A 14,890-nucleotide genomic window follows, 5' to 3' on the forward strand; every position below is an offset into this window, starting at 1 on the left:
CGGCCCGCTCATGACCGAACCCTGCGCTGGGTTCTGTGCTGCCCGCGGTGCAAGCGGCTTGGACCAATACAGCGAATATCAGCGAGGTGGTAGGGAATGAACCATAGGAAACCGGCGGTTATTTCCGCCCTTCTGGTAGCGCTTGGACTGGTGTTGTGGCTGTCCGGATGTTCTTCTGACAAAACGCAACCCGAGGCTCAAAGTTCGACCACGGTACCGGCCGACCCGGCGTTGATGGCCGAGATCGAGCAGTCGCTCGACGCGACAAAGGCCTTGACCAGCGCGCATCTGGCGATCCGCACGACCGGGAAAGTCGACAGCATGCTCGGGATCAGTAGCGCCGACGTGAATGTCCAGGCCAAACCGCTTGCCGCCAAGGGTGACTGCACCTACAACGGCGAGGCGGGTGTCCCGTTCCGCATCAAGGACGACAACATCTCGGTCAAACTGTTCGACGACTGGAGCAATCTGGGCTCCGTGTCCGACCTGTCGGCCTCACGCGTGCTGGACCCCATCAATGGGGTGACGAAGTTGCTCTCCGGTGTTAACAACCTGCAGTCGCAGGGCAACGAGGTCATCAACGGAATTCAGACCAGCAAGATCACCGGAACGCTGCCAACGGACAGCGTCAAGATCTTGGATCCTGGCGCGCGCAGTCCGCGACCGGCGACCGTGTGGATCGCCCAGGACGGTTCGCACCGCCTCGTTCGGGCCAACGTGGACCTCGGTTCCGGGGCCGTCGAGGTCACGTTGTCCAAATGGAATGAACCGGTCAACGTCGACTGATTGCGGCGGGCCGGCCGTTGACCGGTGCCAAGTCGATTGCTAGTCGGGCTGGGCGACCGGTTCGGTCGCGACGGTGGTGCGGTCAGCCCGATCTTGCATCGCGGCTGGAATGCACACCCGTGCCAGCACCGTCAGCGCGGCGACGCCGAACAGCACCACGGTGCCGATCTGACTCAGCGCGCCCAACGACCCGGCTGAGACCAGCACCAAACCCAGGCCGAAGACCGCGGTCAGGGCCGTCAGCGGCGCACCGGCGTTGCGCAGCGCCGCGGTATCCGCGGGTTGTGCGTCGGAGGTGATCGGGGCTTCGGTGCTGATCGGGGTGGCGGTGCGATCCAGCAGATAGGGAAGCCCGCACGCCGCCAGGATGGCGAAGGACACCAACGGCACCGCCGCGGGGATCTCACGCCCCGCCAGGTATTGCCAGAGGGCCGTCGAAATGCCCAGCGCGGCGAGGTAGGCCGCGAGCAACCCGACTGCCATCACAACGGCGGTGAGCGCTCCGCGCCACATGCTGACCAGAACCACCGCCGCCAGCATCATGGCGGCCAGCAGCACGGCATCGTGGGTGAGGGAGTCCCGGACGTCGGTGGCCACTTGGGCGGCCCCGTTCACGGTGATCTCGGCGTCCTCGAGGCTCCCGTACTTCATCGCCTTGCCGGCCGCGGCTTCGAGCTGTTGTGCCCTTGCCGACGCGTCCAGACCGGGGTTGCCCTCGGAGAAGACGAGTAGCCGGGTGGCCGTCCCGTCCGCCGAAAACATCGACTGCCGGACCTGCTGATAAGACGGGTCCGCGAGGGCCTTACCGGATAGATAGAAGCCACCCTGGCCGGTGTTGGCGAAATCGAGCCTGAGATTTTTCAAGAACGCCGACACCTGCACCAGCTGCGGGAGGGTGTTCTCGATGGTCGTTTCCAGGTTGGGCACAAAAGACTGCAGCTGGGCCAGTGCCGATTGCATCTGAGCGACCACCTGCGGCGCGGAGGAGAACGCGCCCACCGTCTTGCGCGATACCGCGGCGATGCGATCGGCCCCGTCGGTGAGCAACTTCACGTCGTCGACCACCCTGTCGACGGGATCGATCACCTTGCCCGCGGCGACACACAACATGTCGCCGGGACAGTTCGGGACGTCGCCCATCCAACCGCGGACCGGATCCAAATATCCGGACAACTCCACGGTCACGCCTTTGATGTTCTTGGTGCCAGATATCAGCAGGTCGACGTTCTGCTGGATTTGGGCCGCCCCGGCCAGACCGGCGGTGACGCTGCGGTCCAGTTCGTCGACCGCGCCGGACATCTGATCGACGATCGACCCCAACGTCTTGATCGCTCTCACCTGCGGCATGAAGGAGCCGGCCCCGCGATCGAGCTCATCGCTGAGTTTTCCGGCAGCGGCGGTCAGCGACGCGTCGGTCCAGGGCACACCGGCCGGCCATGCCGCCGACTCCACCCTGCGGACGCCGGGAATCTCCATCAGCCGGTGGCTGACCTGGTCGATGGCAATGAGCCCGGCTGGATCTGACAGATCGTGCTTGGCTTCCAGCATCACCACGTCAGGCAGCGGTTGCCAAGGTAACGCCCGCTTGGTGCCGCCTGCGGCCGGGTTCACCGGGCCGTCACCGATGCCCCATTGCATCCCGATGACCGGTACCGCACACACCGCGAGCACCAGGGCGGCGACTACGGCGGTGCGCGGTATCGACACGGGCAGTGTGCGGCGGGCGCCGACGGGTCGTGACGAGGACAGCCGTGACGGCCCGGTGAGCCCGATCAGGGCAGGCAACAGCGTCAGCGAAGCCGCGAGTGCCACAACGACACCCAGCGCGGCGACGCCGACGCCGTGGAGCGCGGGCGTTCGGGCCAGCAGTAGCGGGGCGGTGAGTATCGCGACGCCCGCTGCGGGCATGGCCAACGCGGCCAGGTTGTCGCGGGATGCCGATCGGCCCAGCGGCTGGGCCGCGGTGGCACCCGGGGCATGTCCGGGCCGTGCGACCAGCATGGTGGAAGCGGCGATCGCGCCGATTGTCAGGACCGCGGCCAGGGTCGCGGAGAACACGGTGAAGACCGAGATGTTCTGTCCGGGGATAGCGCGCAGCGCGGCGGCCAGCGGCCACGCCACCGCGAGCGAGAGGCCGGCGGTCAGCAGCACGACTGCGGCGGCCACGAGCGAGCGGCGCGCCCACAGCAGTAATAGGACGGCAATCACCGCAGTGGCGAGCACGATCACCGCGCCCTGCCACACCGTCATGTGCGCGGGCACGCTGCTCGACGTGGTCGGACCTACGACGCGGGCACGCAGCCCCGCACTTGCCGGCAGATTGTGCACCACCGATTGCGCGGCTTGCAGCGATTCCCGCGCCTGGGTCGACCCGGCCTGGCCCACCAGCCAGACCATCGCCATCGCCGAGTGGCCATCGGAGCCGGTTCCCAGCGGGACCGTCAGAGGATCTGACCACCAGTCGAGGACGGAACCGATGTGGCGGCTGTCCGCGCGCAGCGCGTTAACCGCCGCGTCGTAGTAGCTCTGATCGGCGGGCCCAAGGGTGTCGGGCCCATCCACCACCAGGTAGGCGACCGCGTTGGTGCCGGTGCCCGGGAAGGCCTGCCCAATCCGGCTGCTGGCGGCAGACGCCGTGGAATCCGGCGACAACAGCGCCGAGCCGGCATCGCTGGACTTTCCCGGCGCTAGCACCACAGCCAGATTCGCGATCACCGCCACCGCAATCCAGGCGGCGACGATGAGGAAGTTGACCAGCCGCGACGACCTATGGGTACCGTCGGTTGACACGCTAGGCGTCCAGGCGGGCGAACTGCTGCTGTCGATACTGCTCGACGCACGCAGCCCGCCTGACCTTGCCGCTAGTGGTGGTCGGGATCGAACCCGGCGCTACCAGAACCAGATCCGCGACGCTGAGGCCGTGCGAATTCGACAGGGCCGAGGTGACTTCACGCTTGACGGCGACCAGCATGTCCATCGCCTCTTGGTCCGAGTCGCCGCGGCGTCGGTATTCGATGATGGCCACCAGCTTCTCGGTGCTGCGGTCTCCGGGAACCGATATCGCCGCGCAGCGGCTCCGGGTGATCTCCTGGATCGTCGCCTCGATGTCGTCGGGAGAGTGGTTGCGCCCGTAGACGATCAACAGATCCTTGATTCGGCCGATGATGAACATCTTGCCGTCAGTGATGAAACCGGAGTCTCCCGTTCGCAGCCACGGCCCCTCCGGGGTGCCTTCAGAGGGAGAGGCCAGCTTGCCGCCGAAGGTCCGTTCGCTTTCTTCGGGCTTGTTCCAGTAGCCGATGGCGACGTTGTCGCCGCACACCCAGATTTCGCCGACGGTCCCGTCCGGGCACTCGGTGCAGGTGTCGGGGTCGACGACCCGCACGATCGGTGAGCGCGGCAAGACGTAGCTGACCAACTGGGTGCCGGCTCCGCTTTCGCACTGCTTGGCCTGGCCGGTGGACAAACTCTCCGCATCGAACTCGACGAGTTCGGGTGGTTGACCCGGTCTGCTGGTCGACACATACACCGTTGCCTCCGCCAAGCCGTAGGAGGGGCGGAGCACCTTTTCCTGCAGGTTGAAGCGGGCAAAGCGGTCGGCGAAGCGTTTCAGGGTTGCCGGCTGTACCCGCTCGCTGCCGCTGAGGATGGTCAGCACGTTGCCGAGATCGAGCCCGGCCATGTCGTCATCCGATACCTTCTTGGCCGCAAGTTCGAAGGCGAAGTTCGGTGCTGCCGAAAATGCGTGCGAACTGGTTGCCAGCATCTGCAGCCACCGCGCCGGACGCTGCAGGAACGACACCGGGCTGGTGAGCACTGCCTGATACCCACCCAGAATCGGTGCGCAGACACCCAGAACCAAACCCATGTCGTGGTAGAAGGGCAGCCACGACACCAGCGTCGAGTCCGGTGGCGCGATCCCATCGGTGTCGGCGAAGTAACCCGACATCAGCTGTTCGAAGTTGGTCACCAGATTCTGATGGGAAAGCATGACGCCGGCCGGTTCCCGGGTCGATCCGGAGGTGTATTGCAGATACGCTGTGGCCGGGTAGTTCTCCGTCCCGGCGCCGGATCCAGCCGCAGCGTCCAGGTCCAGCCGGTCGAGTTCGATGATCGAGGGAGCCGGCCCGGCGGACTGAGCCGAAACATGCTGGGTCACATCGTCGATCACCGGCGATGTGGTGAGAATCGCGACCGGGGACGCGTCACGAAGCACCGATGTGGCGCGCTCATCGCTGGCGCCACCCTGGGGAACCGAAAGCGGAACCGCGATCCGTCCGGCCTGTAGCGCGCCGAGGAAAGCGACGACGTACTCGAGTCCCTGCGGAGCCAAGATCACCGCACGGTCACCGACCGACCCGCAACTGCTCAGCTCTCGGGCCACGTTCAGAGTCCGCCGATACAGCTGCGACCACGTCAGCGTCTCCGCTGCACCGTCCCAGTTCTGTTCGTAGTTCATGAAGGTGAACGCTGGGTCGTTGGGCTGCAGGCGGGCGCAGGCACGAAGCGCCGCGGGAAGGGAACGCACACTCATGGGCATCACGTTACCGGCCTGGATGCAACGTTGCCCCGGCCTGCCCACGAATCCGGGCGGCGGGCACCCCACCGGGCCCTAAAAGCCGCATTTCGCGAGTTCAACGATGGTTTAAACGGTGGCTTAACGGTGGCTTAGTGGACGTTCACGCAACGCCGGGCAGGTCGAGCCACCCGGTTGATCTTGATTTCTTGTGCGCCCGGATGCGCGGGGAAATGATTGCCGTCGATGGGCCCCATTTCTTGGGGGGCGGGTCGGGTCACTACCGGCGGTGGGGGCCGGTTAATCGAGGGGCACAGCAAATGGCGTTGTCCATATTCCCGGCCGCCACCGCACTGCGGTGGCGGGGTACGCCGAATTTTCCTGGACGCGCCGTTGTCGTTCTTGCCATTCTTGCCGTTCTTGGACAGGTTCTCTGCCATACTGCTTCCCCGTGGCCTTAAGTCGTACCCACCGTGTCGTCGCCGGCGTCGCACACACCCGGGTCTACAAGAAAATTTGGAAATACTGGTATCCGCTTATGGCCCGTGGGCTCGGTGCCGATGAGCTTGTGTTCATCAACTGGGCTTACGAGGAAGATCCGCCGATGGACCTGCTATTGGAGGCGACCGACGAGCCGGACCGATGCCACATCAACCTGTATCACCGGACGGCGACCCAGGCTGATCTGAGTGGTAAGCGCGTGCTGGAGGTCAGTTGCGGCCATGGCGGGGGAGCCTCCTACCTCACCCGCACCCTGGGCCCCGCCTCGTATACGGCATTGGACCTGAACCCGGCCGGCATCAAGTTCTGCCAACAACGGCACCACCTGCCCGGTTTGGATTTCGTGCAAGGCGATGCCGAGGACCTGCCTTTCGAGGACGAATCCTTTGATGTGGTGCTCAACGTGGAAGCCTCACATTGCTACCCGCGGTTTCCAGTTTTCCTCGAATAGGTGAAGCGGGTGCTGCGCCCAGGAGGGTACTTCGCATACGCGAATATCCGCCCCTGCACTGAGATCGCTGAATGGGAGGCTGCCCTGGCCGCCGCCGGGCTACAGCAAATTTTGCACCGCGAGATCAACGCGGAGGTCCTTCGCGGCATCGACATCAATACGACGAAGTCGCGAGAACTGGTAAAGCGCCATCTGCCGATCTTTTTGCGCGCCGCCGGCCGCAACTACATCGGTGCGACGGGCACCCCCCTATACCGCCTGATGCAAAGCGGTGATATCTCCTACCGGATGTACTGCTTCGTCAAGGAGTAGCCGCCCCACCGGCCCCCTGCCTACTCCGCAGCAACGTCATGCGAATGCGTTGGAGCAGAACAAGATTGACGGCGGGATTGAGGGCTGTCCTGGTGGGTCCGCGCGCGGCTTCGGGGCTTCGGGGGGCCCTGCGTCCTGGTTCGGGGCCTCGCCCACGTGTGCCACCGGGTGACGCGAGATTGGCCGGCCGGATCGATTCATCTCACAGCTGAAGGTCATTCTTCTCACAGCAGGCCGGTCGGACCGTCCGATCTCGGGGTTCTTCGGGTCCGGACCCTCGATATACGCCGTGGTGGCCAAGGCCACTTGCCGCTCAATCGGTCGGACCCGTCACAGGCCGGGCATTCGGACAAGCCGTGCCCCCGGCATGCCCTGAGTCGTCTAGGCTTGCTTGCGAGACCCGCCAGCGGTGTCGAGATCCGGCTTGGCCTGGATTGGCGGCTTCGGAACCGGCGCTGTAGCCATTTCGTTGCCCTTGTGAATGATTCGGTGGTGTCGTCGGTGTCACACCGGTTGAACGGTGTGAGATCGGTCGAGCTGAGACAAGGAATATAGATTTATGCAAAAACCTGCCACGCCCGTTGCGATTATCGGGATGGGATGCCGGCTGCCCGGAGGCGTCGACTCGCCCGAGAAACTCTGGGAGTCCTTGCTGCGCGGTGACGACTTGGTCTCCGAGATTCCGCCTGACCGGTGGGACGTTGACGACTACTACGACCCCGAGCCGGGCGTCCCGGGTCGAACGGTATCGCGATGGGGTGGGTTCATCGACGACGTCGCCGGTTTCGACGCCGAGTTCTTTGGCGTCAGCGAACGAGAAGCGACCTCGATCGACCCGCAGCACCGGCAGTTGCTGGAGACCGCGTGGGAGGCGATCGAGCACGCCGGTCTCGATCCGGCGTCGTTGTCGGGCTCCTCGACGGGGGTGTTCGTTGGGCTGTCCCACGAGGACTACCTGGTGCGCAGCGTCCTCGCGGGCGACCTGGCGGGCCCCTACGCGTCGACGGGCCTTATCAACAGTGTGGCGTCCGGGCGCATTGCCCACACGCTGGGCCTGCACGGTCCGGCGATGACGGTGGACACCGCATGCTCTTCCGGTCTGCTCACGGTGCATCTGGCCTGCCGCAGCCTGCACGAGGGGGAGAGCGACCTCGCGTTGGCCGGCGGCTGTGCGTTGCTGCTGGAGCCCAACGGCAGTGTTTCGTTGTCCTCGCAGGGCATGCTCTCTCCGACCGGTCGCTGCCACGCATTCGACGTTGACGCGGACGGCTTTGTGCGTTCCGAGGGTTGCGCGGTGGTCGTGCTCAAGCGACTGTCGGATGCGCTGGCCGACGGAGACCGGATCCTCGCGGTGGTACGCGGTACGGCTGCCAATCAGGACGGTCGCTCCGAGACGTTGCTCATGCCCTCGGAGACCGCGCAGGTCGCCGTCTACCGCGAAGCCCTGGCGGCGGCGGGAGTGGACGCAGCCAGCGTCGGAGCGGTGGAGGTGCACGGCACCGGCACCCCGGTCGGTGACCCGATCGAGTACCGGAGCCTGGCGCAGGTGTACGGCTCCGGCGGCAGCCGCTGCATGCTGGGATCGGTCAAGACCAACATTGGGCACAGCGAGTCCGCCGCGGGAACGGTGGGACTGATCAAGGCGACCCTGTCGCTTGGACACGGGGTGGTGCCGCCGATGGTGCACCACACCCGACTGCCCGACGAGCTTGCGGAGATCGAGACGGGGCTCTATGTGCCCCACGAGATCACGCCATGGCCGGAGGATCAGGGGCCGAGGCGGATCGCGGTGTCCTCGTTCGGGATGTCGGGGACCAACGTGCACGCCATCCTCGAAGAACCGCCCACCCCAGCGCCGGCAAGGGATCAAGCCCCCGCGGAGCCCGGCATGGCCAGCCCATTGCTGTTCGTTTTGTCCTCCACCTCGGCCGACGGGCTCCGCCAGACCGCACGCGAGCTCGCCGAGTGGGTGGGTAGTCGCGCGGACTCCGCGGACTCCACCGAGGCTGTTGACCTGGCCTACACGCTGGCGCGCCGGCGTGCGCACCGGCCGGTGCGCACCGCGGTAGTCGCCGCCAGCCTGCCCGAACTGGTCGAGGGTTTGCATGAGGTCGCCGAGGGCGACCTCATGTATGAGGCCGCGGTCGGACGCGGCGACCGGGGACCCGTATGGGTGTTCTCGGGGCAGGGGTCGCAGTGGGCCGCCATGGGAGCCGACCTGTTGGCCAACGAACCAGTGTTTGCTGCGACCGTTGCCGCGGTAGAGCCGATCATCGCCCACGAGTCGGGTTTTTCGGTGACCGAGGCGATGACGGCGCCGGAGAAGGTGACCGGGATCGACAAGGTGCAGCCGACCCTGTACGCCATGCAGGTTGCGCTGGCCGCCACCATGGAGAAGACCTACGGGGTGCGCCCGGGTGCCGTCATCGGGCACTCGCTGGGTGAGGCGGCCGCGGCCGTCGTCGCCGGCTCGCTGTCGCTGGAAGACGGCGCACGCGTCATCAGTCGCCGGTCCAAGCTGATGCTGCGGATCTCCGGCGCCGGCGCGATGGCATCGGTGGAACTGCCTGCCAAGCAAGTGAATTCGGAGCTCATGGCCCGCGGCATCGATGACGTCGCCGTCGCGGTGGTGGCCTCGCCGCAGTCCACGGTAGTCGGCGGTGCCACCGACACGGTGCGTGATCTCGTCGCGCGGTGGGAGCAGCGGGAGGTGATGGCGCGCGAGGTTGCAGTGGACGTGGCGTCGCACTCGCCTCAAGTTGATCCAATCCTCGAAGATCTGGCCACGGCGCTGGCGGATATCGTTCCGTCGGATCCCAAGGTTCCGTACTACTCGGCCACTCTGTTCGATCCGCGTGAGCGGCCCACCTGCGACGCCGCCTACTGGGTGGACAACCTGCGCAACACCGTGCAGTTTGCTGCGGCGGTGCAGGCCGCGCTGGAGGACGGCTTCCGAGTTTTCGCCGAGCTCTCGCCGCACCCCCTGCTGACCCACGCCGTCGACCAGAACGCCCGCAGTCTCGACATGTCGGCGGCCGCCCTGGCCGGTATGCGGCGGGAGCAGCCGCTGCCGCACGGGTTGCGCGGCCTGCTGACCGATGTGCACAGCGCTGGCGCCGCCGTGGACTTCTCGGTGCTCTATCCAGCCGGACGGTTGGTGAATGCGCCGCTGCCGGCGTGGACGCACCGTCGCTTCTTCGTCGACGGTGAAGGACAAGACAGCAAGGCGCAAGGTGCCTGCTCGGTCACCGTGCATCCGCTGCTCGGCGCACACGTGCGGCTCAGCGAGCAGCCGGAGCGCCATGTGTGGCAGACCGATGTCGGCACCGACACCTTGTCGTGGCTCAGCGATCACCAGGTGCGCAACGTGGCCGCCCTTCCCGGCGCGGCTTACTGCGAGATGGCGTTGGCGGCCGCTGGCGAGGTATTCGGCGAAGCGTTCGAGGTCCGCGACCTGGCCTTTGAGCAGATGCTGTTGCTCGACGAGGAGACCCCGATCGACGCCGTCGCATCGCTGGACTCGCCGGGTGCCGCCAACTTCGTGGTGCAGACCCACGTTGACGGTGAGACCACCCGCCACGCCACCGCGGCGTTGCGCGCCAGCGACGACGAATCCGTGCCGCCGGCCTACGACATCGCAGCACTGTTGGCGGCCCATCCCGTCTCGGTCAACGGAGCCGAGTTGCGCGAAGCGTTCGTCGAACGTGGCATTCAGCACGGTCCCGCATTCAGCGGTCTGGCCATCGCGCGCACCGCGGAGACAGAAGGCGGCACGGTGCTGGCCGAAGTGGCGCTGCCCGCGTCGATTCGGTTCCAGCAGGGGGCCTACGGCGTGCACCCGGCGCTGCTGGATGCCTGCTTCCAGTCCGTCGCCGCGGGCGTCAAGAGCACCGGCGGTGGCGGCTTGCTGTTGCCATTGGGGGTGCGCAGCCTGCGTGCCTACGGGCCGACCCGCAATGCCCAGTACTGCTACACGCGGGTGACCAAGGCCGACGCCAATGGAGGCGAGGCCGACCTGGAGCTGCTCGATGAGCAGGGTTGCGTGCTATTGGCCGTGCGTGGCCTACGCCTGGGCACCGGAACCTCCGAAAGCGGTGAACGCGACCGCGTGCTCAGCGAGCGTCTGCTCACCCTCGAGTGGCAACAACGACAGCTGCCCGAGGTCCTCGACGAGGAGACCGGCTCGTGGTTGCTCATCAGCGCCTCCGATGGTGAGGACTTGATGGCAACGATGTTGGCTGATGCGCTGAAATCCCAGGGCGCGGAGTGCGCCAGCATGGTCTGGTCGGCACAGGACGATCTGGCCGGCGGCATCGAAAAGCTGGGCGCCCAGCTTCGGGCCCGTACCAACAAGGGTGTAGTGATCGTCTGTGGGCCACGTAGCGGCGACGCGGATGAGCAGAGCCTGCTGCAGGGTCGTGAGCAGGTGCGCCACCTGGTTCGGATCACCCGGGAGCTGGCCGAGCTAGAAGGTGAGCTTCCGCGTCTGTTCGTGGTGACCAGGCAAGCTCAGCGAGTTCGGCCAGAAGACGAGATCAACCTGGAGCAGGCCGGACTGCGTGGCCTGTTGCGGGTGATTGGCAGTGAGCATCCGCTGTTGCAGACAACCCAGGTTGACGTTGACGAAAGCACGCAGTCCGAACAGCTCGCCCAGCAACTGTTGGGAGGATCCGAGGAAGACGAGACCGCCTGGCGCGGTGGCGAGTGGTACGTGGCGCGCCTGTTCCCCGGCCCACTGAGCGCTGACGAGCGGCAAACCACCATCGTCGACCACGAGCGTGACAACATGCGTCTGCAGATCCGCACGCCGGGTGACCTGCAGACGCTGGAACTCGCCGCCTGTGACCGCGTTCCGCCGGGGCCCGGTCAGATCGAGGTCGCGGTGACCATGTCCAGCATCAACTTCGCCGATGTCCTGATCGCCTTCGGCCGGTACCCCAGCTTGGAGGGACGGCTGCCGGAGACGGGCACCGACTTCGTCGGCGTGGTGACGGCGGTCGGGGAGGGCGTCACGGATCATCAGGTCGGTGACCGGGTTGGCGGCTTCTCCAAGGACGGATGCTGGCGGAGCTACCTCACCTGCGACGCCAACCTCGCTGTCACACTGCCGGCGGGCCTGTCCGACGAGCATGCGGCCGCGTCCTCCACCGCCCACGCCACCGCGTGGTACGGCCTCAACGACCTGGCCGGAATCAAGGCCGGCGACCGGGTGCTGATCCACTCCGCAACCGGTGGTGTGGGGCAGGCGGCCATCGCGATCGCGCGCGCCGCAGGAGCACAGATATTCGCAACGGCCGGCAACGCAGAACGTCGGCAACTGTTGAATGACATGGGCATCGAGCACGTTTACGACTCGCGCAGCATCGAGTTCGCGGATCAGATCCGGCGCGACACAAACGGGTACGGCGTCGATATCGTGCTGAACTCGCTGACGGGTGCCGCCCAATGCGCGGGCCTGGAACTGTTGGCCTTCGGTGGACGGTTCGTCGAGATCGGCAAGGCCGACGTGTACGGCAACACCCGAATGGGGCTGTACCCGTTCCGGCGCGGCCTGACGTTCTACTACGTGGACCTCGGGCTGATGTCGGTCATCCAGCCCGAACGGGTCCGCGAGTTGCTTTCCACGGTGTACAACCTCACCGCCGAAGGTGTGCTGAGTGCACCGGAGTGCACTCACTACCCATTGGCCGAAGCCGCCGAGGCTATCCGGACAATGAGCAACGCCGCACACACCGGCAAACTGCTGCTCGACATGCCGCGAAGTGGACGCAGAGGGGTAGTGGTACCTCCGGAGCAGGTTGAGGTGTTCCGCGGCGACGGGTCTTACATCATCACCGGCGGCCTGGGTGGCCTGGGGCTCTTCTTCGCCTCGAAGATGGCCGCGGCGGGATGCGGCCGGATCGTGCTGACTGCCCGCTCACAGCCCAACCCCAAATCGCGGCAGGCTATCGAGCGGCTGCGGGCCAATGGGGCTGACATCGTGGTGGAGTGCGGCAATATTGCCGAGCCCGAGACCGCTGACCGTCTGGTCAGTGCGGCGACCGCCACCGGGCTTCCGCTGCGGGGTGTGCTGCACGCGGCCGCGGTGGTCGAGGACGCCACGTTGAGCAACATCACCGACGAACTGATCGATCGGGACTGGTCGCCCAAGGTTTACGGATCCTGGAACCTGCATCGCGCATCGACCGGACAGCCGCTCGACTGGTTCTGCCTGTTCTCCTCGGGTGCGGCCCTGATGGGTTCGCCCGGTCAGGGTGCCTACGCGGCGGCCAACAGCTGGGTCGACGCGTTCGCTCACTGGCGCCGTGCCCAGGGCCTACCGGTCTGCGCCATCGGCTGGGGTGCGTGGGGTGAGGTCGGCCGCGCCACATTCTTGGCCGAAGGTGGCGAGATCATGATCGCCCCCGACGAGGGTATGTACGCATTCGAGCAGATGCTGCGCCATGCCCGCACCTATACCGGCTACATCCCGATCATCGGTGCGCCATGGCTGGCAGACCTCGTCAGGCGCAGCCCGTGGGCTGAGATGTTCCAGTCCAGCGGTCAAAACACGAGGGGCCCAAGTAAATTCCTCGCGGAGCTGAAGTTGCTGCCGCAAGAGGAGTGGGCCGGTCGGCTGCGGCGCCTGATAGCCGAGCAGGCCAGTGTGATCCTGCGTCGCACGGTGGACGCGGACCGGCCGTTCGTCGAGTACGGCCTGGACTCGCTGGGCATGCTCGAGATGCGGACCCACATCGAAACCGAGACCGGGGTGCGGCTGTCGCCCAAGGTCATCGCCAGCCATAACACTGCGCGTGCCTTGTCGCAGCATCTGGCCGACACGTTGGCCGAGGAAGAAGCCCAACCCGCGGCGTCATAACGGCGGATCCGTTGCACTGTAGCGTTCTTCGTGAGACCGCGAGGGGCGCTGCAGTGCAACGGTGCCTTATGGCAGCGAACTAGGCTTGATGGTGGCGAAGGCGAACGAGAGCCGATCTGCACAACGTGCGATCCAACAAAAGGGTCCGATCCGACAAAAGGTCGGATCTACAAAAGCGCGCAGGCGCAGGTCATTCCATGAACAACCCGTACTCTGAGGGAACAGAGCACAGGATGTCGCGGATGGCGTCCAACAAGAGCTGAGGCGCCGGGATGCTGCCGTGCAGCTCGATCGAGAGCCGGTCGGTGGCAATCGAGCAGGCGTAGAAGCCGAAGGGGACATCCATCGCGCAGTGGATCCTGCTGTGGAAGTCCACCAGCTCCACGTCTTCCGGTGTGCGGATCGGCGGCAGCGTACTGACGTTCGTGCACAAGACAAATGGTGGCAGTCCGGGGGGAGTTCCCTCCAGGATCCGGCCGGAACGAAGCGCCGATTGGTGAATCATGCCGTCGGACAAGTCAGCCCGGAAAGTTGCGACGATGTCGGCTGCCAACTCGGTGATGTCGGTGTCGGGACCAATCTCGGCGAGATAGGTTGCCAATCCCACCGGGTTGGTGCTCTCGGTCGCCCCTACCGGAGGGCTCAAAAGGAAGCGCAGATCTACGGCGTAGCAGTAGGGAATTGGGACGTGCGGCGTCTCGCGCAACCGCCACTCGGCGAGCAGGATAGCGGCCGCCAGCACCGCGTTGAAGCTGAGCCCATTGTCTCGGCTGAACGAGACCAGGTCAGCGGTCTCCTGGCTGGTGAGTCGGCACCTGGTGACCGGAACCGGCTCGGGCGCTTCGAACTTGCGCATCTCCTCGGCGATGGGCGGAAGGTCATAGGCGAACAAGAGCGGCAAGAAACGCTCGAACCCGGTCAGCGCTGATTGCTTGATACCGCGGCGCTTCAGCAGGTCTTCAGCTGGTTGGGGCGCCGGCTCGGGCGTTATCGGACCGGGGTCGCCGGTAGTGACCACGTCGGTGTAGCGGGACAACAGCTCGTCAAGCAGGCTGCCGAGGTGGTGAGCGTCGGCCAGGCTGTGATGGACATACGCGGTGACCAGGTTCTCCGACTCGCCGAGCGTCAACTGCAGCCTGAACAGCGAGTCGCGCTGATCGAGCTGCACATGCGGGTTTTCGGCCCGCCTGCCGTCGATGACCACCAGCCCCGAGTGCAGCAGGTCATTGGCGACGATGTGGTGGTTCTCGTCGGGACCTTCCTCCAGATGGGCCGCGAACACCGGATGGGCCTGCAAGAGAGCGTCGAAGGCCTCCGACATCGCATCGATATCGACCGGACCTCGCACATGCGCTGTGAACGAGGTGAAAGCCTGGTATCGGGCGTATATTTCCTCGCTGAACGCCAGCTTCCGGATTACGGCTCCGGGGAACACGTTAAGACTCTCCGTTCTTCACTGCATGGT

At 65.8% G+C, this 14,890-nt stretch carries 5 protein-coding genes and 1 pseudogene; 3 read left to right on the plus strand and 3 right to left on the minus strand.

Features of this window, described 5'->3' with window-relative positions:
• Positions 1-96 precede the first annotated feature (96 nt).
• Complete coding sequence (locus tag MMSP_RS10155) at positions 97-786, plus strand: LppX_LprAFG lipoprotein (protein WP_011740064.1); 690 nt, start codon at positions 97-99, stop codon at positions 784-786.
• 39 nt (positions 787-825) lie between these two features.
• On the opposite strand, the gene MMSP_RS10160 is transcribed toward MMSP_RS10155, so the two are convergent.
• Both MMSP_RS10160 and fadD28 read right to left on the minus strand, forming a co-directional pair.
• Positions 826-3,576 carry an MMPL family transporter gene (locus MMSP_RS10160; protein ID WP_020786529.1) on the minus strand — a complete coding sequence of 917 codons (2,751 nt, stop codon included), beginning with the start codon at positions 3,574-3,576 and terminating at the stop codon, positions 826-828.
• Position 3,577: 1 nt separating this feature from the next.
• Positions 3,578-5,320 carry a fatty-acid--AMP ligase FAAL28/FadD28 gene (gene fadD28, locus MMSP_RS10165; RefSeq protein ID WP_020786530.1) on the minus strand — a complete coding sequence of 581 codons (1,743 nt, stop codon included), beginning with the start codon at positions 5,318-5,320 and terminating at the stop codon, positions 3,578-3,580.
• Positions 5,321-5,753: 433 nt separating this feature from the next.
• On the opposite strand from fadD28, the pseudogene MMSP_RS10170 reads away from it, so the two are divergent.
• Positions 5,754-6,566, plus strand: a pseudogene (locus tag MMSP_RS10170) (phthiotriol/phenolphthiotriol dimycocerosates methyltransferase).
• Positions 6,567-7,125: 559 nt separating this feature from the next.
• Complete coding sequence (pks2, locus tag MMSP_RS10175) at positions 7,126-13,425, plus strand: type I polyketide synthase (protein ID WP_020786534.1); 6,300 nt, start codon at positions 7,126-7,128, stop codon at positions 13,423-13,425.
• A 190-nt stretch (positions 13,426-13,615) separates the two neighbouring features.
• On the opposite strand, the gene MMSP_RS10180 is transcribed toward pks2, so the two are convergent.
• Entirely contained in the window at positions 13,616-14,860 is a 1,245-nt protein-coding gene (locus MMSP_RS10180) for a phthiocerol/phthiodiolone dimycocerosyl transferase (protein ID WP_020786535.1), read from the minus strand.
• Positions 14,861-14,890 lie beyond the last annotated feature (30 nt).

The sequence above is a fragment of the Mycobacterium sp. 012931 genome (assembly GCF_000419295.1).
GTDB classification, from domain to species: Bacteria; Actinomycetota; Actinomycetes; order Mycobacteriales; family Mycobacteriaceae; genus Mycobacterium; species Mycobacterium marinum.